Source organism: Duganella sp. Root198D2 (assembly GCF_001428585.1).
In the GTDB taxonomy this organism is placed as follows: domain Bacteria; phylum Pseudomonadota; class Gammaproteobacteria; order Burkholderiales; family Burkholderiaceae_D; genus Rugamonas.
The window spans coordinates 78,666-99,309 of sequence record NZ_LMIC01000005.1 but is presented as its reverse complement, the minus strand read 5'-3'; the positions used below and the strand labels follow the sequence as shown (position 1 = coordinate 99,309).

At 63.3% G+C, this 20,644-nt stretch carries 16 protein-coding genes; 10 read left to right on the top strand and 6 right to left on the bottom strand.

Annotated features, from left to right (window positions below):
* Positions 1-35 precede the first annotated feature (35 nt).
* Positions 36-4,154, top strand: coding sequence for a DUF3857 domain-containing protein (locus ASE26_RS07740; RefSeq protein ID WP_082591310.1), 4,119 nt, complete (start codon positions 36-38; stop codon positions 4,152-4,154).
* Here the strand turns inward: ASE26_RS07740 and ASE26_RS07735 are convergent.
* Genes ASE26_RS07735 through ASE26_RS07725 form a run of 3 tightly spaced genes read right to left on the bottom strand, consistent with a single transcriptional unit; the run spans position 4,117 to position 5,568 of the window.
* Positions 4,117-4,437, bottom strand: coding sequence for a DUF2288 domain-containing protein (locus ASE26_RS07735; protein WP_055926497.1), 321 nt, complete (start codon positions 4,435-4,437; stop codon positions 4,117-4,119). The genes ASE26_RS07740 and ASE26_RS07735 overlap by 38 nt on opposite strands.
* Positions 4,438-4,446: 9 nt before the next feature.
* On the bottom strand, positions 4,447-5,130 hold the full coding sequence (locus tag ASE26_RS07730) for an RES family NAD+ phosphorylase (protein ID WP_055926494.1): 684 nt from the start codon (positions 5,128-5,130) through the stop codon (positions 4,447-4,449).
* Complete coding sequence (locus ASE26_RS07725; RefSeq protein ID WP_055926491.1) at positions 5,131-5,568, bottom strand: MbcA/ParS/Xre antitoxin family protein; 438 nt, start codon at positions 5,566-5,568, stop codon at positions 5,131-5,133.
* Positions 5,569-5,700: 132 nt separating this feature from the next.
* Here ASE26_RS07725 and ASE26_RS07720 point away from each other — a divergent pair, with 132 nt between their 5' ends.
* The 3 genes from ASE26_RS07720 to ASE26_RS07710 are packed head-to-tail and all read left to right on the top strand — an operon-like array spanning position 5,701 to position 8,380.
* Positions 5,701-7,122 (top strand): type VI secretion system baseplate subunit TssF, encoded by a 1,422-nt coding sequence (locus ASE26_RS07720; RefSeq protein WP_156397882.1) that lies wholly within the window; start codon positions 5,701-5,703, stop codon positions 7,120-7,122.
* A complete protein-coding gene (locus tag ASE26_RS07715; RefSeq protein ID WP_162259164.1) occupies positions 7,086-7,895 on the top strand; it encodes a type VI secretion system baseplate subunit TssG in 810 nt (269 codons plus the stop codon). Before ASE26_RS07720 ends, ASE26_RS07715 begins: the two co-directional genes overlap by 37 nt.
* A 32-nt stretch (positions 7,896-7,927) precedes the next feature.
* Positions 7,928-8,380: a DUF4440 domain-containing protein gene (locus tag ASE26_RS07710; RefSeq protein WP_055926483.1), complete on the top strand. Its 453-nt coding sequence runs from the start codon at positions 7,928-7,930 to the stop codon at positions 8,378-8,380.
* Here ASE26_RS07710 and recJ read toward each other — a convergent pair whose 3' ends face one another.
* The gene (gene recJ / locus ASE26_RS07705; protein WP_057245923.1) at positions 8,381-10,075 is read right to left on the bottom strand and encodes a single-stranded-DNA-specific exonuclease RecJ; all 1,695 of its coding nucleotides are present in this window, start codon (positions 10,073-10,075) and stop codon (positions 8,381-8,383) included. It abuts the gene before it with no gap.
* Positions 10,072-11,061, bottom strand: a complete 990-nt coding sequence (locus ASE26_RS07700; RefSeq protein WP_057245922.1) for a hypothetical protein — start codon at positions 11,059-11,061, stop codon at positions 10,072-10,074. The genes recJ and ASE26_RS07700 overlap by 4 nt, the downstream gene beginning before the upstream one ends.
* A 66-nt stretch (positions 11,062-11,127) precedes the next feature.
* Between ASE26_RS07700 and ASE26_RS07695 the strand changes: the two genes are divergently transcribed.
* From ASE26_RS07695 to ASE26_RS07670, 6 genes are all read left to right on the top strand, one after another.
* Positions 11,128-12,378: a lipoprotein-releasing ABC transporter permease subunit gene (locus ASE26_RS07695; protein ID WP_057245920.1), complete on the top strand. Its 1,251-nt coding sequence runs from the start codon at positions 11,128-11,130 to the stop codon at positions 12,376-12,378.
* Positions 12,371-13,633: a lipoprotein-releasing ABC transporter permease subunit gene (locus tag ASE26_RS07690; RefSeq protein ID WP_055926471.1), complete on the top strand. Its 1,263-nt coding sequence runs from the start codon at positions 12,371-12,373 to the stop codon at positions 13,631-13,633. Before ASE26_RS07695 ends, ASE26_RS07690 begins: the two co-directional genes overlap by 8 nt.
* Entirely contained in the window at positions 13,626-14,303 is a 678-nt protein-coding gene (gene lolD / locus ASE26_RS07685) for a lipoprotein-releasing ABC transporter ATP-binding protein LolD (RefSeq protein ID WP_055926468.1), read from the top strand. Before ASE26_RS07690 ends, lolD begins: the two co-directional genes overlap by 8 nt.
* A 10-nt stretch (positions 14,304-14,313) precedes the next feature.
* A complete protein-coding gene (locus ASE26_RS07680) occupies positions 14,314-15,117 on the top strand; it encodes a TatD family hydrolase (RefSeq protein WP_055926465.1) in 804 nt (267 codons plus the stop codon).
* A gap of 25 nt (positions 15,118-15,142) precedes the next feature.
* Positions 15,143-17,626 carry a DNA internalization-related competence protein ComEC/Rec2 gene (locus ASE26_RS07675; protein WP_057245919.1) on the top strand — a complete coding sequence of 828 codons (2,484 nt, stop codon included), beginning with the start codon at positions 15,143-15,145 and terminating at the stop codon, positions 17,624-17,626.
* Between the two features lie 231 nt (positions 17,627-17,857).
* On the top strand, positions 17,858-19,165 hold the full coding sequence (locus ASE26_RS07670; protein WP_055926459.1) for a hypothetical protein: 1,308 nt from the start codon (positions 17,858-17,860) through the stop codon (positions 19,163-19,165).
* Here the strand turns inward: ASE26_RS07670 and ASE26_RS07665 are convergent.
* The gene (locus ASE26_RS07665; protein WP_057245918.1) at positions 19,150-20,634 is read right to left on the bottom strand and encodes a rhomboid family intramembrane serine protease; all 1,485 of its coding nucleotides are present in this window, start codon (positions 20,632-20,634) and stop codon (positions 19,150-19,152) included. The genes ASE26_RS07670 and ASE26_RS07665 overlap by 16 nt on opposite strands.
* Positions 20,635-20,644 lie beyond the last annotated feature (10 nt).

Sequence of the window (20,644 nt, the reverse complement as noted above, 5' to 3'; positions counted from 1 at the left end):
TTATAATTTTCCCAAGGTTAACTTCGGGAACTTTGATGCAATCTTTTAGATACCTTGCAGCCACTTCTGTTGTGGCGCTTGCGGCGGCTCCTTTATACGCGGCGCCTGTCGCCATCAAGGGGCAAGATTTCGTCCGGCAGGCAGCCTTGCCTGCCTGGGTAGTGGCGCCGCTGCGCGCGTCTGCAAGCGAGAAGACAGATCCCGTCGTCGACCTGGTGTCTGAAACGCAGGTCTGGGCGGGTGCAACGACCGCAACCCTGTATAACCGAGCAGTGTTGGTCAATGACCAGAGTGCGTTGGCCGGCATTGGTCAGTATGCATTGACCTACGTCCCGGCTTACCAGCACCTGTTGATCCATCGTGTGGCGATCATTCGCAAGGGCCAGTTGATCGACCATACCGCGACCGTCAGCATCCGAGCGCTCGAACGTGAAGAAGGCCTGGAAAAGGGCGTATATGGCGGGGCCAAGACCATGCAGATGCTGTTGCGCGACGTGCGCATCGGCGACACGTTGTGGGTAACCTACACCATTGAAGGTGCGAACCCCGTATTCGGGGGGAAAATGCATCGCGTCGAGGCGTGGGACAGCGAATTCCCGGCCGAGCAGCGCCGCCTGGTCGTCACGTATCCGCGCAAACGTTCGATCGGGTGGACGCAATTGGGGGATTTCGTCACCGGCAAGCTCGAGCCTCGCGTAGAGGAAGTCGGCGAAAATACCCGGCTTACGTTCGATGGGCGCGAGCTGGCTGCGTTGGAAGGAGAGCCGTCCACGCCGGCTGAATACATGCCTGGGCGCATTTTGCAGTTCAGCGAGTTCGCCGACTGGAAAGCCGTGGCGCAGTGGGCGTCAGCCTTGTTTGAACCTGCGAAATCGACCCCGCAGCTGGCCGCACTGGCTGATAGCCTGGCAAAAGGCGGTACTCAAACGGCCCGCGCAACTGCAGCCTTGCGCTGGGTGCAGGATGAAGTGCGCTACTTCAGCGTGTCCATCGGCGAAAATTCGCATCGTCCGCAGTTGCCGGAAGTGGTGCTGCGCAACCGCTATGGCGATTGCAAGGACAAGAGTCGGCTACTTGTGGCTTTGCTGCGCCAGATGGGGATCGAGGCCAAGCCAGTTCTGGTTTCCGCATCCGCGCCGCGGCTTCCTGCGCGGGTCAAGCCATCGCCATCCTGGTTTGACCATGTGATCGTGCGCGTCACTATCGATGGCCGCGACTATTTTGTCGACCCGACACAGACCGGGCAAACCGAGGCACTGGCTGACCTTCGGCCTGCCCTCGCCGGCGGCTCGGGCCTGGTGGTGGATCCCGCGACATCGGCCTTGCTGGCGATTCCAGTCGATAGCAGCGAAGTGCCGCATTTCGAGCTGAGCGAGAACCTTGCTGTGCCGCAGTTCGACGGCGCTGGCACGCTGCTGGCGAAGCGTTATTATTGGGGCGATTACGCAGCGTGGGCGCGCCGCCATTTCAGCAGCCTGTCGCAGCCATTGCAGCGCAAGTGGGCGCTGGAGCTGTATGAAAAGCAGTACCCAGGGGTGACACTGCTGGAAGCGCCGACTGTGGCGGAAGAAAACGGCCGCTTCGTAATGACGGCGCGCTATTCCGTGCCCAAGCCGGTTGAGCATAAAGATCAGGTTTACAAAATTTCGTACGACACCCGGATACTCGAGGGGAGCCTTGACATACCGGCCAAAATTGCGAGGAATTATCCCTTCGTGCCGGCTTCAGGGAAATACCGTAGCCGCTACCGGCTCACCATGGAGTTGCCGAAAGCGCTGCGCCTCAACGTTCCGCCTGCTGGCCGCCAGCTCGATAGTCCGTACCTGGCAGCGCATGATGACTATATCTTGCGCGGCAATCTGATCGATTACCAGCTCGATTACCGCATCAAGGAAAGCCGGGTCCCGGCCTCGGATATGCCGGCCCTGCACGAAACATCGAAGAAACTGCAGGAGTTCCTGTCCGGCACTTTCAAGGTGACGGACGATCAGCTGTCGCCTCCAAGCGTGGCCGGATTCCCGTATCGCGACTTCCAGCTTGCATTAATGTGGGACGGCATGGTCGCATATAGGAGCAGATCCCAAGGGAAGAAACCAGCGGAAGTTTCGCTGCAGGATACATGCGCATACGCGACGATGTTTTTTGCAATCAGGCCCACACTGAGGACTAATAGCGTCTTCGAGGGAGAGGCCCTGCATAAGCGCTTGCTAAGCGAGCAAAAAGATCCGAAGGCGATTGAGTGCACTCCCTACAGTCTGTTGGTTGCGGGTGATGGTGCCGGTGCACTGTCCGTACTGGCAGCCGGCAAACTTGCGGACAATTCGCCTCAGCTTGCAGAGCAGGTGACCGCACGCTGGGTGACCGGCGATCTGGCTGGTGCCGCCTCCGACATGGAGCGCTCCTACAAGGCCAAGTCAGTGGTGGCGCAGGTGAATGGTTTCGATACATTGCGCCTCCTGACTTTATTGCAGCGTGCGGGAAGGCATGTGCCGGAAGAGTTGATGGCCAAGGCAAAGCGTCATCCACGGGGCCCCTGGCCCCTGCCATTACTCGCCTTGCAGGCTGGCACGCTGGATGCGGCCGAAGTAGAGGCGATTGCCAGGGCAATGCCAGCGGATGCGGCGGTGATGGCATTGAACGATTATTGGTTCCAGGTGGGCGAGCTTGCCTTGACCAGGAAGGATACGACGGCAGCACGGAAGGCTTTTGGCTGGCTTAATGCCAATGGCATTCGGGCCAGCATTCCCTACATTCTGGCGCAAGCCGAACTGGCCCGCCTTGACAGGCCAGAGCCCGAGGCCGTCATTGCAATGAATTTACTGCTTATCGATGAACGCGACGAAGGCCTATATGCCTTGCGAAACGCTGCAAAACGCGGGTCGGCGCCGGCGCAGTACAAATTGGGGATGATGTATCGGGAAGGGCAATCTGTTCCGAAAGACCCTGCCAGGGCGGCGCAATTGTTCCTGGCCGCAGCCAGTCAAGGCCATGCGGGCGCCCAGAATGAGGCGGGGAATTGTTATTTGCTTGGCCTGGGACTGCCTGCGAATGCACAGTTGGCTGCGGAATGGTTCCGCAAGGCCGCCGAGTACGGGGATGAAATTGCCTTGTATAACCTGGCAAGTCTATACAGGCATGGCAAGGGTGTCGAAGAAGACCATGCAACAGCGTTCGCGCTGATGCGTGCGTCCGCGGGACTGGGACTTACCGCTGCGCAGGAAGAACTTGTGTCCTATTATCGGCAGGGTATTGGCGTCAAAGCGGATGTTCAGCAGACCAAGCTCTGGGAATTGTTTGCGAGCCAGGAAAATGATGGCGCGAGCATCGTCGCTGAGCTGCTCCACTTGTTGAGCCTTTCCAATAAAGAGCAATCATTGCCCGGCTTCTATTTTGAGAGCGGAGTGATGAGCTTGCCTGACAAGGCGCTCGCCCTTGAATACTTGCGAGCTGCGGCTGAACACGGAGATGCCGCTGCGATGATGAACCTCGGGCGCATGTATCGGTACGGGTTCGCTGTAAAGCAAGATCTCGTGATGGCGAGGGACTGGATGAAGAAGGCGCACGCGAAGCATGATCCGGACGCTACGTACTTCTTGGCGGAGATGTTGTACTACGGTTTGGGCGGCAGTGCCGATGTGCCAGCAGCCATCGAACTATGGGCCGGTAACGCGGAGCTGTCGGCGCGGTCGGCCTTTGCCTTGGGCCAGGCATACAATACTGACGGCAAAGTCGCCATCGATCGCGCGCTGGCCTTGAAGTTTTATGCGATCGGCGCCAGGCAGGAATATGGCGCTGCCATCAATAACTTGGGCGAAATGTACGAACTAGGGCAAGGTGTGCAGCAAAGCTATCCCAAGGCGATCGAGTTGTACAAACGTGCAGCCCTGGCTGAGAACCGGACGGCGTTCCTCAGCTTCTCTTCCTTATTCGCCAACGGACTCGGCGTCAAAAAGGATTTGCGCATCGCTTATACGTACCTTGCGCTGGCCGAAAAATACGGTCTGTGGGAGCGCCGCAAGGAACATAAAGAGTTGGCAGCGCAGTTGCCTGCCGCCGTCAGGAAAGAGGCGGAGGCGTTCGCCGAAACCTGGACGGTAAGGACCCCCCTGCCTGGCTTCAGTGAGGCTTCCGCTTCTCCTGCTGGACGAGAATAAACGGGCTGACGACGCTGGCCCACAGGTGGGCGTCGCTGGCGATCCATTCCTGGCACTGCTGGTCGGAGACTTTGGCGACCTGGCCGGCCTGCATCCAGGCCGAAATGCTGGTCTTGTCGTCGTGGGCGATGCGCACGGCGACGTCCACCAGGTCCAGTTCATCGGCCACCCACACCACATTGCCCTGGGCGAAGTGCTTGAGCAGTTCGCTCCACGGGATGCGTGCGGTTTCGCGGTTCACTTTGGCGCGGAGCTCCGCGTCTTTTTCTGGTTTCAGCTGCATGTTCAACTCTTAAATCGTGGGAATCTGCTCGACGATGGCCGCCGGCGAACCCCGCCATGTTAACCGATACGCCGGGCCTTTGCGAACATTGCCTACCAGCGCCGGGCGGAAGCAGGCCAGGTTGGTGCCGCCTTCGCGCCGTACGCTCGGGTAGATGACGCCGGTCGAACCTTCGGCCAGCAGGCTGCGGGCCAGGCGTTGCGAGGCGACGTAGCTGTCCGGGTCCAGGCAGTCGGCATATTCAGGCTGGCCGCAAATGTCGTGGAACTGGGCACTGAAGTCCGAGAGCAGGGCCTGGTAGCTGACGCTGTCGTCGAAGCGGTCGATCTCGGCGTATTCCACCGTCTTGTGGAAGATCACTTCCGCCAGTGCCGTTTCGTGCTCGAAGGCGCAATACCAGGCGCCGCGCTGGCCGTCGTTGAAACGGCTGCCTTGCGGGCGGGCATAGGTGAAGGCGGCATTGATGCTGCGGTAGTTGGGTACGTAGTAGACCAGTTCTTCGATACCAATGCCGAGGGCGCCGCCGTGTTCCGCGCGCAGGCGGGCATTGGTGGCGTTGTCAAGTTCAAATAGCTGCTGCAGCTCGGCGTCGTTATCGGCGAGGGCGGCCAGCACGGAATCTTCTTTGTAGACGAAGCGCGAGGGAATCAGGCGCACGGTGTCGAATTGGCGCAGCAGGCGGAATGGCGGCAATTACAGGCCTCCGCGACGAGCGTCGAGCAATTGGCGCACGGTTTGCATGGCGAGCAGGCCGCCGGCTTCCATGTAGTCGAGCGGGGTTCGGCCGCCGAAAATACTGTTGCGGTTGGCCAGGCTGACCCATTCGTCGGCCAGCTTGTCGCCGTAAATGATGTGCAGGGACTTGTAGATGCCCAGCAGGTAGGAAATGCGTGTGATGCGGTCGACTTCAAGCACGCGGTCGGGATGTTTTTTCCACTCGTAGAAGGCGCTGCTGGACAGTCCGCCCAGTAATTCACGGGCGTCGTCGTCGCGCAGTTTCCAGGCGGCGGCCAGTTTGAAGAAGCCTTTGAGGGCGGCGTGCGACAGGCGTTCACGTTCCTCTTTGCGGCTCAGGTCGACCGGTTGGGGGATGGCGTATTCGCTGTTGGGGTAGGCAAAGGCGGGATTCATATTTCCTCCGTTTATGGATTATTTATACTCCATTTTCGCATCTATTTCAAGTTGAATGTGTTTGTGCGGAGTCAAAACGGGGCTTGCCGCCTGCTGTCAATATTGCACAAAATCATCGAACAGGGACGCGCGATGGAGAAAATCCTTCCGGCGCTGGAGCAGCAATTGCGGCGCTTCCGGGCCAATGCCGCCGGTATGGCTGAGCGGCATCCCGGCCTGGCGCGGCAACTTGGCGCAGGGGACTGGCCGCCGGACGCACATGTCGACCGCCTGGTGCAGGGCGTCGCCACCCTCCACGCGCGTACGGCACTAGCTTTGCAGAGGGCGCGCTGCCAGCAGGATGAGCACTTGCTTGAACTGCATTTCGCGGAGCAGTTGCGCCCCTTTCCGGAGTGCCGTGTCGGCCCTGAGGCACATGCCGCGATCCTGACCGCCCAATATTGTCCCGGCACGCCGGCCTCGATCGAGTTCGCGGTCGATACCGGCGCGCGCCGCGCCAACACCGTCGATATCTTCATCGACGGTGACGCCGCCTTCAGCGCGGCGTTGCGCAGCGCCATGCTGGACGAGGCGGGCGGAACCCGCGCCGCGGCCTTCTGCGCCGATGGGGAGGGCGAGTGGCGCTCGCTCGGGCGCTGGCCGCTGGCGCCAACTGGCCTCGACCCGGCGCAAGCGCTGCTCCCGCGTGCGCCGGGTGCGCATGCCGGGCTGGCGTTGCTGCGCGAGTATTTCAATTTTCCTTCACGCTTCAATGTCCTGCGACTGGACCTTTCCCCGTTTGCTGGAGCCCGGCGCGGACAGTTAAAGCTGCCAGTTCGCGCTGCGAGCCTTCTGCAGACCCTTCAAGCCAGCCATCTGCGCGCTGGGTGGGCGGCACGCCCATGCCTGCAGCGGATAGCTGCCGCGCCAGTGAGGATTGACGGTCGCCAAAGCGAATACGTGGTTTCAATTTCGCCCGAAGTGGAAATCTTCAGCATCGACCGGGTTCACGTTGGCGGAGCGGAGGACTTGGGGTGGAGTGCGCGCCGGGTCGAAGGTGCGCCGGCCGGCCATGAATGGCGCATCGCCTTCCATGGCGCCCATGCCTGGCCGGCGGGCACGGTCGCTTCCATCGATGTGACCTGCTGCGAGCGCGGCAAGGTACTGGCGCGACCGGCCCGGGGGGCGGGCTGCCGCTGGCAGCTCAACTCGTTGCTGGCGCTGGACCACTTGCCGCTTGATGCAGTCGCGCTGCGCGAGTTGATGGCAACCCAGGCCATCGACAATTCCCCGGCGAGCCGCACAATCATCAATGCAGTGCGCAAGCTGCACGCCCGGACCGTACTGCTGCGCCCGGGCCGGGCCACGGCGCTGGCGGGAACCGAAATCCGGCTGCAAGTGGATGCAGCGGCATTCGCAGGATGCGGCCTGCTGCTGTTTGGACAAGTCATGGACCGCTTTTTCGGTGAATGCGCGCACATGAATACCTTTACCCGGCTGGTGCTGGCTTCGGCCGATACTGGCGAGGAGCTGATGCGATGCAAAGCGAGGAATGCCGGCACATTGCTGGAGTGAGCGAGGCAGGGGCGCATGGCTATGCCGTCTACCAGTTGGCAGCTTTGCTTGATGCGCCGGCGTGGCGCAACAGCCTGTCGCTGGCTTTCCCCGCCAGCGATGTCGCGCAGCTGGATGGCAGCGCCGTTACCCCCGCTTGCATAGGCTTGCTCGGCATGGCCGGGGCGCTGCCGTACTACTACACCGAGGCCGTGGCTCGGGCCGGAGGCCTTGCGGCGCGCGCCTTCATCGACCTGCTGTCGGCGCCGGCAATCGATGCATTTTGCGAGGCTTGGCGCGAAAGCCGGCCCGAATATACGCCGTTGCCTGCGGCGCCGCTGCAACGCGGACCGCTGAGGGCAAGGGCGCTCGGCGAACAGCTTTCGCATGCCTTGGGCGTGCCGGTGCGGATCGAACAATTTGCCGGCCGTTGGGAGAGGCTGCCGCCCGCGCAGGCAACTGCGCTTGGTAGCGGCAACTCATGCTGTGGCGACGGGGCGCTGCTCGGTGAACGATTGTGGCGCATCGATCGCGCCGTGCGCGTCCATGCCGGTCCGCTCGGCCGGCAGTCAGCCCAGGCCTTCCTGCCTGGCGGGCGCGATGCGCTGGCGCTGGCGCAGTTATGGCAATCGTTGGCGGGCGATGGCGGCTTTGAGGCCGAGGCTCGCGTGCACATCAGCCCCGGCGCGAGTGCGGCGGCGCAGCTGGGTGCTGGCTCGCGCCTTGGGTACGACGCGCTGCTGGCAACGCAGCCGACTGGCGAAAGGGATGACTTGCGTTATCAGCTTTGCTAGTATTTGGCGACACTCTAAAGCGAGGGGACGATATGAAGAAGATGATCCTGCTGGCGGCTTTCGCAGCGACGACGGCCTGCACCAGCATGCATGCACCACCCAACAATGCGCAGTTAAAGCAGCAGGTGGCCGACACCGAGCGCGCCTTCGCGGCTACGATGGCGAAGCGTGACCACCAGGCTTTTGCGGCCTTCCTCGCGGACGAAGCGATCTTCTACAACGGTCCCAAGGTCCTGCGCGGCAAGGATACCGTCGCAGCGGAATGGAAGCCCCTCTACGAAAAGCCGGAAGCGCCGTTCAGTTGGGAACCCGACCAGGTCGAGGTCCTTGATTCCGGCACCCTGGCGCATTCCTCGGGCCCGGTGCGCGACCCGCAAGGCAAGGTCACCTCGCGTTTCAATTCCGTCTGGCGACTGGAAGCGCCGGGCAAGTGGCGCATCGTGTTCGACAAGGGCGAACGCATTTGCGACTGCAAAAAGCCGTGATCAGGCCGATTCGGCGTGCTCCACCAGCAATTGGACGCGGGTCACGCCGTTGTATTCGTTGGCGTCCAGGCGGAAAGCAACGCGGGCCCGCTCGCCCAGCGCATCGGTATGGCCGAACCAGATCGCGTCGTAGCGCACGCCTTTCTTTTCCAGCATCAGCTTGAGGTGGCGGTTTTTCAGGATGCGCTGGCTTAGCACGCGGAATTCATCGCAGAACACCGGCGGCGCAAAGCCCTGGCCCCAGACCTGGCCGTCGAGCAGTTCGATGAACTGGGTCGTGTAGCAGTTTTCTTCCAGCGGGCCGTCAGTCTCCACCACGCGTTCCAGCTGCGGCTCGGTGAGCCAGGCCTGGCCAACCGCCTCGAAGGCGGCGCAGAAATGCTCGAAGGCTTCGGCGCGCAAGCTGAGGCCCGCCGCCATGGCGTGGCCGCCGAATTTGTCGATCACGCCCGGCGCACGCTTGGAGACCAGGTCCAGTGCGTCGCGCAGGTGGAAGCCGGGGATCGAGCGCCCGGAACCTTTGATCATGCCGTCGCCGGCAGGAGCGAAGGTAATCGTCGGGCGGTAGAAGCGTTCTTTCAGGCGCGAGGCGACAATGCCGATCACGCCCTGGTGCCAGCTGTCGTCGTAGACGCAGATGGTGGTGCTGTCGGCTGGCTGGAAATCATCCAGGTGCAGCAGGGCGGCGTCTTGCATCTCCGCCTCGATCTCGCGGCGTTTCAGGTTGATGTCGTTAAGCTGCTGCGCCAGCTCCCAAGCGCGGGTTTCATCGTCCGTCAGCAGGCATTCGATGCCGAGCGACATGTCCTCCAGCCGGCCAGCCGCGTTCAGGCGCGGGCCGAGGGCGAAGCCGAGGTCGAATGGAGAGGCGGTGTGCGCGGCGCGGCCGGAAACGCGGAACAGCGCCGCCACGCCGGGGTGCATGCGGCCCGCGCGCATGCGCTTCAGGCCCTGCCCGACGAGGATGCGGTTATTGGTGTCCAGGCGTACCACGTCGGCGACGGTGCCCAGCGCAACCAGGTCCAGCAGGGCATCCAGCTTGGGCTGGGTCTGGGCGTCGAACACGCCGCGGCGGCGCAGTTCCGCGCGCAGTGCCAGCAGCACGTAGAACACCACGCCCACGCCGGCCAGGTGCTTGGACGGGAAGCCGCAAGCGGGCTGGTTGGGATTCACGATGACGCGGGCATCGGGCAGGCTGTCGCCTGGCAGGTGGTGGTCGGTGACCACAACGTCGATGCCGCGGCGCTTGGCTTCCGCCACGCCTTCGATGCTGGCAATGCCATTGTCGACCGTGATGATGATGTCGGGCGACTTCTCGCGCGCGGTCAGCTCGACGATTTCCGGCGTCAGGCCGTAGCCGTATTCAAAGCGGTTGGGGACGATGAAGTCCACCTTGGCGCCCATGGCGCGCAGGCCGCGAATGGCAGTGGCGCAGGCGGTGGCGCCGTCGCAGTCATAGTCGGCCACAATGACCATGCGTTTGCCGGCTGCGATGGAGTCGGCAAGGAATTCGGCGGCGTGGTCGATGTGCAGCAGGCCGGAAGGCTGGATCAGGGCCGCCAGTTCGCTGGAAAGGTCTGCCGGGTTGTTCAGGCCGCGCGCGGCAAACAGGCGGGCCAGCACCGGGTGGACGCCGCCCTGGCGCAGCAGTTCGGTTTCCTGCGATGGGCAGGGACGGATGGCGATACGGGTCATTGCGTGAGATTCTTCAGGTTCTGTGCGCGCCAGAATTTGCGCAGGGCAGCTTTGCTGGTGCGGATTTCGGTCCAGCCTTCGCGGCTGGTCAGGATCATTGTCAGTTCATTGGTGCTGCCGCCGCGCAAGGCGGCCAACAGCGGGGCGAACCATTCGTGTTCCAGTTGCTGCATGGCGCCCAGCCAGGCGCCCCAGTCGTTGCCGGCTGCGGCGGGGATTAACTGGGGCAGTACAACGGCGCCGTTTTCTCCCGGCGCCACCTTCGCAGCGGGCGTCGCCAAGGCTGCCAGCCACGAAGGCGCTGCGCCCGCGGCGACTGCGAGTGCACGCGGCGGGGCGCCGGCACCGGCGGCCGAGCCGGCGCCGGCGCCGCCCCACATCCAGAACGAATTGACCGGCGCCAGGCCGCGCTGCTGGCGGGCCTCGTTGACCGGATGCTCGTGCCACAGCATCTGGATCTCGTTCTGCAGCTTCTTGAAGGCCAGCGCGGTGGGGCCGACCGGCATCCAGTCGGCCAGGTTGCTGCCCAAGGCCGCATCCGGCGAAGCGGCATCGAGGCCTTGCCAGCCATCAGCGCGCATGAACCAGGTCTCGGCATCGCCCCACACCAATTCGTCGAAATAGGGCTTGGCCAGTTCGAACAGCACCCGCGAGTCCGCCTCGTCCAGGCGCAGGCGGCGCGCATCCGCCAGCACCAGGTGGTTGCGGGCGAGCTGGATGTGCACCGGGTGGACGATGAACCAATAGCCTTCTTGCGGCGCCAGTCCAAAGCCCTGCATGACGGCCGCGGCCAGCGCGCCGCGCTCACGGGCCAGCCACGCTTCGTGCGGCAGAACGCGGCTTTCGTCGCCGGCAACATGCTTTTTTAGCAAACTGTTGCGCGAAAGTAATGTCGCGAGAGCCGGGGCCTGCAGGTTGCGGGAAAGTTCCGGGGCCAGTTCGGCGGGCGGTAATGCGAAAGGGAGTACGACGGTCGTGGAAGCCATGCGGCATTGTAGTGGAATCTCTTTATATGGCAAACTGCGGGCTTTACTGTATCAATTTAAATAAAAATGCCGTTTGAATGGCTGGTTGGCCTGCGCTACACACGCGCTGGCAGGCGCAATGGGCGCAATAGTTTCATCTCCTTCATCTCCGCGATTTCGATGGCAGGCATCGCTCTTGGCGTCACCGCCCTGATTGTGGTGCTGTCCGTCTATAACGGCTTCCAGACGGTGGTGACCGAACGCATGGTGTCCGTGCTGGGCCATGTGGAAGTCTATGAGGTGAGCGGAGCCGGCCTGGGCGACTGGCGTACCGCCGCCGCTTCCGCGGCGCGCAACCCGCAGGTGAAGGGCGCAGCGCCGTTCATCGAATTGCAGGGAATGCTGGTGCATGGCGGTGACTTGATGCGTCCTGCCATTGTGCGCGGCGTGCTGCCGGGCGAGGAGCCAAAGGTGTCCGACATCGGCAAGCAGATGAAACAGGGCGCCCTGGAGGCACTGCAAGCCGGAACTTCCACCATCATCCTGGGCGAGGAACTGGCGCGCGAGCTGGAAGCGAAGCCGGGCGACAAGGTGGCGCTGGCAATGGCGCAGGGGAATTCCACTTCGAACATGGCGCCCACCATGCACTCGTTCATCGTGGCCGGAACTTTCGAGTCCGGACATAACGAATTCGATTCCGGGCTGGCGCTGATCCACCTGGGCGATGCGCAGGAACTGATCAACGTCAGCGGCCCTTTCGGCATGCGCCTGCGCCTGCAGGACATGCAGAAGGCCCCGGCCGTGGCAAATGAACTGCGCACCGTCCTGCCGGGCCACCTGGTGATCCGCGACTGGACCAAGCTGAATTCGGGCTGGTTCGCCGCGGTGAAGTCGCAAAAGAACATGATGTTCATTATCCTGACCCTGATTATTGCAGTGGCGGCCTTCAACCTGGTGGCCACGCTGGTGATGACGGTGACGGACAAGCAGGCCGATATCGCGATCCTGCGCACGCTGGGCGCGTCGCCATTCTCCATCATGAAGATTTTCGTGGTGCAGGGGGCGCTGGTCGGGGTATTCGGCACGGCCATCGGCGTTATCTGCGGCGTGCTGCTGGCACTCAACGTCGGCGTGATCGTGGGCATGTTTGAAAGCCTGTTCGGCATGCACTTCCTGTCCAAGGAAATCTATTTCATCAGTGCCGTGCCTTCCGACCTGCGCTGGGCCGATGTCGCCTCGATTGGCGTGACGTCCTTGCTGCTATCCCTTGTATCGACCCTTTATCCAAGCTGGTGGGCCGCCCGCGTCAAACCTGCGGAGGCCCTGCGTTATGAGTAAAAACCTGCCATTCGAATGGATCGTCGGCTTGCGCTATACCCGTGCGGGCAAGCGCAATAGCCGCAACAGCTTCATTTCCTTCATCTCGCTGATTTCGGTCGGCGGCATCGCACTGGGCGTGGGCGCCATGATCATCATCCTGTCGGTGATGAACGGCTTCCGCAAGGACGTTACCGGCCGCATGCTGTCGGTGCTGGCCCACGTCGAAGTATTCGAGCGCGGCACCAGCTTGCCGAACTGGCAAGAGTTGGCCCAAAAGCTGCAAAGCAATCCTGAAGTGAAGGGCGCCGCGCCGTTTGTCCAGGCCGAAGCCATGCTGTCGCACGGTGGCGAGGCGCTGCGCCCGGCCGTGGTGCGCGGCGTTTTGCCCGAGGCGGAGCCGAACGTGTCCGACCTGGCGAAGACTACGCGCTACGGCAGCTTCAACGACCTGCGGCCGGGCGAGTTCCGCATCGTGCTGGGAGTCGACATGGCGCGCGCCCTGCAGGTCAGCCTCGGCGACAAGGTCACCATGGTGCTGCCGCAGGGGACAGTAACCCCGGCCGGCATCGTGCCGCGCATGCGTACCTTTACCGTGGCCGGCGTGTTCGTGGCAGGCCACCAGAAGTTCGACGAGAGCATGGCCTTCATCCATATCGAGGACGCGCAGAGGTTACTGAGGCTGGACGGACCGGCCGGCCTGCGCCTGCGCCTGGAAGACATGCACCGCGCGCCGGAAGTGGCCGGCGAGCTGCAAAAACTGGTTCCGAAGGAAATGACTGTACGGGATTGGTCAAAACTCAATGCGACCTGGTTCGCAGCGGTGCAAACTGAAAAACGCATGATGTTCGTAGTGTTGGCGCTGATTGTCGCGGTAGCGGCTTTCAACCTGGTGTCGACCCTGGTCATGACCGTGACGGACAAGCAGGCCGATATCGCCATCCTGCGCACGATCGGCGCCTCGCCGCGTTCGATCCAGAAGATCTTCGTGATCCAGGGCGCGCTGGTCGGCCTGCTCGGCGCGGTGCTTGGCGTGGCCGGCGGCGTGCTGGTGTCGCTGAACATCGACGTCATCGTTCCATTTATTGAAAACCTCCTGGGAGTGCAGTTCTTGCCTAAAGATATTTACACAATCAGCTCCGTGCCATCGGACATGCATTGGTCCGATGTCGGCGTGATCGGCGTGGTGGCCGTGGTGCTGGCGTTCGTGGCAACCTTGTACCCGAGCCGCTGGGCGGCCAACGTCAAACCTGCGGAGGCACTGCGCTATGAGTAATGTATTGAGCTGCCGCGACCTCGGCAAAACCTTCACCCAGGGCAGCTACAAGGTCAAGGTACTGGAAAAGATCGACCTGTCCGTGGCGCGCGGCGAGCGCGTGGCGATTGTCGGGGCTTCCGGTTCCGGCAAGTCGACCCTGCTGCACCTGCTTGGCGGCCTGGATACGCCCAGCACCGGCAACGTGGTCCTGAAAGGGAGCGACTTCGCCGCGATGAACGAGGCGGCGCGCGGCGACCTGCGCAATCGCGAATTGGGCTTCGTCTACCAGTTCCACCACCTGCTGCCGGAATTTTCGGCGCTGGACAATGTGGCAATGCCGCTGCTGATCCGCCGCGTCAAGCGTGCGCAGGCGGAGCAGCAGGCGCGCGAAATGCTGGCGCGCGTGGGCCTGGAAAAGCGCGTTACCCACGTGCCGGGCGAATTGTCCGGCGGCGAACGGCAGCGCGTGGCGCTGGCCCGCGCGCTGGTAACGCAGCCGGCCTGCGTGCTGGCCGATGAGCCGACCGGCAACCTGGATCATTCGACTGCCGAAAAGGTGTTCGACCTGATGCTCGAGCTGTCGCGCACCCTGGGGACGGCCTTCATCATCGTGACCCACGACGCCGGGCTGGCAGAGCGCTGCGACCGCATGCTGCGCCTGACCGACGAAGGTTTGCATCCTGCCTGAGGCCCGCACCATGTGGATCGATACCCATTGCCACCTTGATGCCCATGAATTCGGCGACCGATCGCTGGCGCTGGCTGCGCAGGCGCAGGAGCGCGGCGTGGGGATGGTGGTGATTCCGGCGGTCGACCGCGCCAACTTCTCCGTGGTGCGCGAGCTGGCGCACCGGGCTCCCAATGGCAGTTACGGGCTGGGCATCCATCCGATCTACGTGCCGCACGCGGTGGAGGATGACCTGGCCTTCATGCGCGAAGCGGTGGCGCAGGCGATGGACGATCCGCGCTTCGTGGCTATCGGCGAGATCGGGCTGGATTTCTTCGTTCCGATGCTGTGCGAACCGGATATGCGCGAGAAGCAGGTGTACTTCCTGCGCGAGCAGCTCAAGATCGCGCGGGATTTCGACTTGCCGGTCCTGTGCCATGTGCGCAAGTCGCAAGACCAGGTGCTGAAGCACGTGCGCCAGGTTGGGCCGGCAGGCGGCATCGCACATGCGTTCAATGGCAGTTTCCAGCAGGCGCAGGCCTATATCGACGCCGGTTTCAAGCTTGGCTTCGGCGGCAACCTGACGTTTACCCGGGCGCTGCAGATCCGCCGCCTCGCGGCCGAATTGCCGCTGTCGTCGATCGTCGTTGAGACGGATGCGCCGGATATTGCGCCTGCCTGGGTGCATCCGGGCGTGAATACGCCGGCCGAGGTGGCGGGGATCGGCGAGGCGCTGGCCGGGCTGCGCGGCGAAGAGGCCGGTGAAGTCGCGACGGTGACAACCCGGAATGCTTTGGATGTGATGCCGCGCTTGCGGGCCTTGATGGCCGCCTGACCGGCCAGCCGATCGGGGAGGGGAGATGCGCTGCGCAATCCTCGGCCTGGTCGGCGGCGTAGCCTGGCTCCAGGCGCAGGCGGTATTGCCGGAAGCCGGCACGCAGCTGGGGTGCGCATCCGGTGCGATCCTTGCCGCTGCCGGGAGCGCGTGGCTGACGCGGCGGACGCTGCTGAACGCTTCGCAGCCCCTGGCCACTTTCTCCTGCCTTTTCCGCGCATGCCTGGTTGCCGCGGCGGGAGCTTTGCTGGGCTTCGCCTGGGCCGCCTTCATTGCGCAGGCTGGCCTGTCCAGCGAGCTGGCGAAGTCCGACGAAGGGCGCGACTTCGACATCGTCGGCACGATCGACAGCCTGCCCAACCGCCAGGATGGCAGCACGCGCTTCAATTTCGCCGTTGAATCGCCATCGGCCGTCCCGCCGCGCATTGTGCTGTCCTGGTACGCGGGGACGCGTCCCGGCAACGCGGCGCCGGCGCCGGACTTGCTGCCGGGTGAGCGCTGGCGACTGAAAGTACGCCTGCAGCGGCCGCATGGAAATGCCAACCCGTTCGGCTTCGACTATGAATTGTGGCTGCTGGAGCAGGGCATCCGGGCTACCGGCTATGTACGCGCCGAGGGGCGCAATGAACGCCTGTCCGGTTTCGTGCCGAGTGTGCACAATGCGGTTGAACGCGCCCGCTATGCGATTCGCCAACACATCAATGCCGCGCTGCCCGGCGCACGATTTGCCGGCGTAATCGCCGCGCTGGCGATGGGCGACCAGCGCGGGATTTCCCAGCAGGACTGGCAAGTATTCAGCCGTACGGGTATTTCGCATCTGGTTTCCATCTCGGGCCTGCACATCACCATGATCGCCGGGTTGGCGGCGTGGGCGGCCGGCTGGCTGTGGCGCAAATCGTTCTTCATGCCGGAATGGCAGCTGCCGTTGCTGCTGCCCGCCGCGCGGCTGGCGGTGGTCGCAGGTTTCCTGGCCGCGTGGGGATACGTCGCGCTGGCCGGGTTCGGGGTTCCGGCGCAGCGGACCCTGTACATGCTCGCGGTAGTAGCCATCGCGGTGTGGCTGGACCGGGTGTCGGCGATTTCGCACGTACTGGCCCTGGCGGCAGGGGTGGTCGTGATCCTTGATCCTTGGGCGGTGATGTGGCCGGGATTCTGGCTGTCGTTTGGCGCAGTCGCGGCGATCCTGTATGCCACAGTCGGCCGGATGTCGCTGTCAGCTGCCGCGGACCCTGCGGGCGCGCCGCCGGCCGCGCCGGGACCCGCGGCCTGGCGCAACGCCGCATGGCTGGCCCGCACCCGCGAGAACCTCCGCCTGGCCGCGCTGACCCAGCTTGCCGTCACGGCCGGCCTGGTGCCGCTGACAATGCTGCTGTTCTCGCAGGTTTCGCTCGTAAGCCCGTTGGCAAATGCCATTGCCATTCCCGCCATCAGCCTGCTGGTCACTCCGCTGGCGCTGGCGGGCAGCGTCCTGCCCGACCCTTTGGCCGCACCGGTACTGCAATGCTCCCATTGGCTGCTGGAGGCGCTGCTCGACCTCCTGCAGCGGCTCTCCGTCCTGCCGCTGGCCGTCTGGTCCGCCCCTGCGCCGGGGTGGCCAAGCTTCGCTTTGGCCCTCGGCGGGACGGCCTGGATGCTGGCCCCGCGCGGCTGGCCGCTGCGTTGGCTTGGCCTCGCCTGTTGGCTGCCGCTGCTGTCCGCGCAGCCGGACAGCCCGCCGCCCGGCGCATTGCGCGCCACCGCCTTCGACGTGGGGCAGGGCATGGCCGTCCTGATTGAGACCGGCAGGCACCGCCTGCTTTACGACACTGGTCCTGCCTACACGCCGGAGACCAACGGCGGCAACCGCGTGATCCTGCCGTACCTGCGGCAGCGCGGCATTGCACGGCTCGACGGCATGGTGGTCAGCCACAGCGACACGGACCACAGCGGCGGCGCGCTGGCAGTGCTGGGCGAGCAGGAGGTGGGCTGGGTCGCCTCGTCGCTGGCGCCCGGTCACCCGATCGCGCGGGCGGCCAGGCGCCATCTGCAGTGCGCCGCGGGACAGCGCTGGGAGTGGGACGGCGTGCGCTTCGAGATGCTGCATCCGGCAGCCGGCAGCTATGCCAACCCCGGGCTGAAGGCGAATGCGCGCAGCTGCACGCTAAGGATTAGCAATGGCCGCACAGCGATCCTGCTGGCCGGCGACATCGAAGCGGCGCAGGAAGCGGAGCTGGTCCTGGGCGGCGCCGATCGGCTGCGTGCCGATGTGCTGCTGGCGCCGCACCACGGCAGCGGCACCTCGTCCACAGCGGCCTTTCTGGCGGCTGTACGTCCGGCCGTCGCCGTATTCCAGGTGGGGTGGAGGAATCGCTACCACCATCCGAAAGACACGGTGTGGATGCGCTACGGCGAGCTGGGCATCCGCCGCGAACGCACGGACGAGGCGGGCGCGGTGCTGCTCGCGCTCGGCGATCGGGTGGATGTCAGCACGTGGCGCGCCCAGCATCTGCGCTACTGGTATGGCCGCTAGTGATGATGACGGCGACATGGTAATTGCTGAGAGTCAATGTTATCATGTTGGCTACTTAGTTATCATTTCAGTGGAAGGTGCGGCATCGTGGCAACAGATTATTGCGTGTATCACGCGGACAGGGCGGCAAACTGGAATTGCGTCGCTTGCGGTACGCTCCTGTGCCAGGAATGTTTCCCGGCCGCGCGACAAGCGACCCATACGCTGTATTGCACGCTGTGCAGCGGAAAAATGCGAGCGCTCGGCGTCGGTAATGCCCTGCCGTCGTTCTGGTCGCAATTGTCCCGATTCTTCGCCTATCCGTTCGCGCTGAACGGACTGCTTTTCCTGGCCCTGCTTGCCGGCCTGGCCAGCGCATCGGCGATGCTGTTTGACCCGCAGAGCATCCAGATCTTCTTGCCGATCTTCATTGTGGTTGCGCTGGCAGTCCGGCAAGGCCTGCGCGTCATCGAGTTTTGCAGCCAGGGCAGGGCGCAGCCGCCCAGCATTCCTGAATTGTTCGACGGTAATCCGACCACGCTCAAGATGTTCGGACTGATGCTGGGCTACGGCATAGCAGTGGGCTGCCTGGGGCATTTCGGCTTGCTGGGTTTCGGTTTGATCATCTGCCTGTCGGGTTTGCTGCCGGCCAGCATCATGCTGCTGGCCATCCACGGTTCCTTGCGCGACGCCCTCGATCCCATCCAGGTATTCCAGCTGGCGTTGCGTATCGGCTGGTCCTATTTCGGCTTGCTTTTCGTATTGTTCATTACTGCGCAAGGGCCGGAACGGGCGATCGGGCTCTTGCCTGCCACAACACTGCGCTACCTTGCTGAGCACTATTTCTACCTGCTCATCGCAATTCCAGTAGTGGTCACCGTCTATTTCAATATGGTCATGGGGGCGATGATGGGATACCTGCTGTTCCAGCATCACGAAGACCTGGGCATCGAGCCCGACGACGACGGGACGGCCGCGCCAGCGGACTATCGCGCCCTGGAACTGGCCCGTGCGGTGATCCTGGTGCGGGAATCCCGCTACCCGGACGCGCTGAAGCACATGGCCGGCATGGTTGCCGACTACCCGAACGACCTGCAGGTGCTGGAATATCACCACAAGCTGCTGTGCCAATCGCGCAGCGAGCCGGAGCGCATACAGCAGCATACGGAGCGATACCTGCAGGTCTTGCTCGACATGCAGCGCAAGAACCGCATGACCGCTGTGCTGGAAGCGGCATGCATGGTGGTGCCGCACTACAAGCCGAAGAGCATCGCCTTGCGGCGCGCATTAGCGGAGGAGTATTTTGCCCAGAAGCGTTTCAACCAAGCCATTGCGCTGATCGGCATGCTGCACAAGGAAGCACCGACGAGCGAGGAGCTGCCGGCGGCCTATTACCTGCTGGCGCGCATCTACTCGGAAGGATTGCGCGACGATGGCAAGGCCGTCATGATCCTCGACTTCCTGCTCAAGCAGCATGCCGGCCACGCCATCGCCGGCGAGGTTGGGAATTATCGCAAGGTGATCCTGTCGCTCGGGCAAATGAGTCAGGCTGCCGTGTGAGCGGCCAGTTGGCGCGCTTCGTCCGAATCGGGGAAGCGCTCCAATAACTGTTCGCGGTAGCGCTGCGCCTGCGCCGCCAGCTGTGCCTTGGCGGACAGATTGGCCACTGCCTGCAAAATTCTTGGCATCATCTGGTGCCGGCATTGCCGTTCCAGCAGACGCTCGGTCAGGACGGCCAGCGGTTTGATATGCTCGACCCGGCCGAGGCGCTGCGCGAGCAGGAGCGACACCGATTCCGTCAGCGCCGGTGTAGCGCCACCAGTCGCGGTGTAGGCATGCGCCACTTCCACGATCAGGTCTTGCAGCACCGGATCGCGCGCGGCATGGCCGGCCTGCTTGAACAGGGCGTGCACGGTCTCGTGGTATTCCCGGCTTGCCGGAGAGATTTTCACGACGTTATACAAGGCGCGCCAGGCGCGCGCATCGTGCGGATGCGCCTTTACCAGCTGCACAGCCGCCCGCCGCGCCTCATCCAGCTTCATCATGACGACCAGTTCCTGGAGCCGGGACAGCGCGGACTTGAGCGGGGTGTCGGGGTCAATCTTCTCGACAAAATTGCGGTTGTAGTCGAGGCCAAGGCGCATCCAGAGCGCAAGCAGGACGAAGCCGAACAACAGCCCGCCCGTATGGGCCCAGTGGGCTACCCCGTCATTGCCAGAGCTCGACCCCAGCAGCTCATAGCCCACCCAGACCGGGAAGACGATAAGCGCCGGCGCCCGCAACTGCCCGGTAAAGAAAATTACGTGGTAGAAGAAATTGATTTTTCTCAGGCCATACAAGGCGATATACATGCCCATCAAGCCCGATATCGCCCCCGACGCGCCCAGTGCGCTGTGATCGGTACCAAACTCCGACATCCAGTACAGCAAGGTCCCGCCAAATCCGCTGCACAGGTAGAGCAGCAGGAAAACGCCGCGCCCGATGGCGATTTCCAGCGCAAAGCCGAACAGGAACAGGAATACCATATTCCCCAGCAGGTGCATGAAGTCGCCATGCAGGAACATATTGGTGATCCAGGTATCCCAGCGCGCTTCCCTGGCATTGAAGGCGTAGGCCCGGTAGCTGAGGGAATTGACCAGCTGCTCGAACCGGCTGCGGTCAGTGCGCCACTCCGGATCGCTGTCCAGTTCCTGGTGCAAGGCCTGGATGAACGGCCGGTCGTAGGCTGCATGCTCAAACTGCATGTCGCGCTGCCGCGCCAATCGCTCTCGCTGCGGCATATCCTCGTCATCCGCTGCGTCGAGAGATTTCCTTACTTGCGGGGTGGCCCGGCTCAGGTATTGGCGAAACGGCTGTTGCTCGCGCTCGAACAGTCCTGATTCCACATACCACCGGTAGGATTGCTCCAGCCGTTGCGGATCTTTGCCTTGATAGGCAAAGAAAATCAGCACGTTGATGAGGATGAGCAGCAGAGTCGCGACAGGCGGATTCTTCCAGTCGGGACGGTTTTCTATGGGGACGATAAGCATCGGATTGACA

What these genes read in the sequence shown, in the direction of transcription:
- ASE26_RS07740 (WP_082591310.1), top strand. Translation starts at nt 36, where the DNA reads ATGCAATCTTTTAGATACCTTGCAGCCACTTCTGTTGTGGCGCTTGCG.
- ASE26_RS07735 (WP_055926497.1), bottom strand. Translation starts at nt 4,437, where the DNA reads ATGCAGCTGAAACCAGAAAAAGACGCGGAGCTCCGCGCCAAAGTGAAC.
- ASE26_RS07725 (WP_055926491.1), bottom strand. Translation starts at nt 5,568, where the DNA reads ATGAATCCCGCCTTTGCCTACCCCAACAGCGAATACGCCATCCCCCAA.
- ASE26_RS07720 (WP_156397882.1), top strand. Translation starts at nt 5,701, where the DNA reads ATGGAGAAAATCCTTCCGGCGCTGGAGCAGCAATTGCGGCGCTTCCGG.
- ASE26_RS07715 (WP_162259164.1), top strand. Translation starts at nt 7,086, where the DNA reads ATGCAAAGCGAGGAATGCCGGCACATTGCTGGAGTGAGCGAGGCAGGG.
- ASE26_RS07710 (WP_055926483.1), top strand. Translation starts at nt 7,928, where the DNA reads ATGAAGAAGATGATCCTGCTGGCGGCTTTCGCAGCGACGACGGCCTGC.
- recJ (WP_057245923.1), bottom strand. Translation starts at nt 10,075, where the DNA reads ATGACCCGTATCGCCATCCGTCCCTGCCCATCGCAGGAAACCGAACTG.
- ASE26_RS07700 (WP_057245922.1), bottom strand. Translation starts at nt 11,061, where the DNA reads ATGGCTTCCACGACCGTCGTACTCCCTTTCGCATTACCGCCCGCCGAA.
- ASE26_RS07695 (WP_057245920.1), top strand. Translation starts at nt 11,128, where the DNA reads ATGCCGTTTGAATGGCTGGTTGGCCTGCGCTACACACGCGCTGGCAGG.
- ASE26_RS07690 (WP_055926471.1), top strand. Translation starts at nt 12,371, where the DNA reads ATGAGTAAAAACCTGCCATTCGAATGGATCGTCGGCTTGCGCTATACC.
- lolD (WP_055926468.1), top strand. Translation starts at nt 13,626, where the DNA reads ATGAGTAATGTATTGAGCTGCCGCGACCTCGGCAAAACCTTCACCCAG.
- ASE26_RS07680 (WP_055926465.1), top strand. Translation starts at nt 14,314, where the DNA reads ATGTGGATCGATACCCATTGCCACCTTGATGCCCATGAATTCGGCGAC.
- ASE26_RS07675 (WP_057245919.1), top strand. Translation starts at nt 15,143, where the DNA reads ATGCGCTGCGCAATCCTCGGCCTGGTCGGCGGCGTAGCCTGGCTCCAG.
- ASE26_RS07670 (WP_055926459.1), top strand. Translation starts at nt 17,858, where the DNA reads ATGCGAGCGCTCGGCGTCGGTAATGCCCTGCCGTCGTTCTGGTCGCAA.
- ASE26_RS07665 (WP_057245918.1), bottom strand. Translation starts at nt 20,634, where the DNA reads ATGCTTATCGTCCCCATAGAAAACCGTCCCGACTGGAAGAATCCGCCT.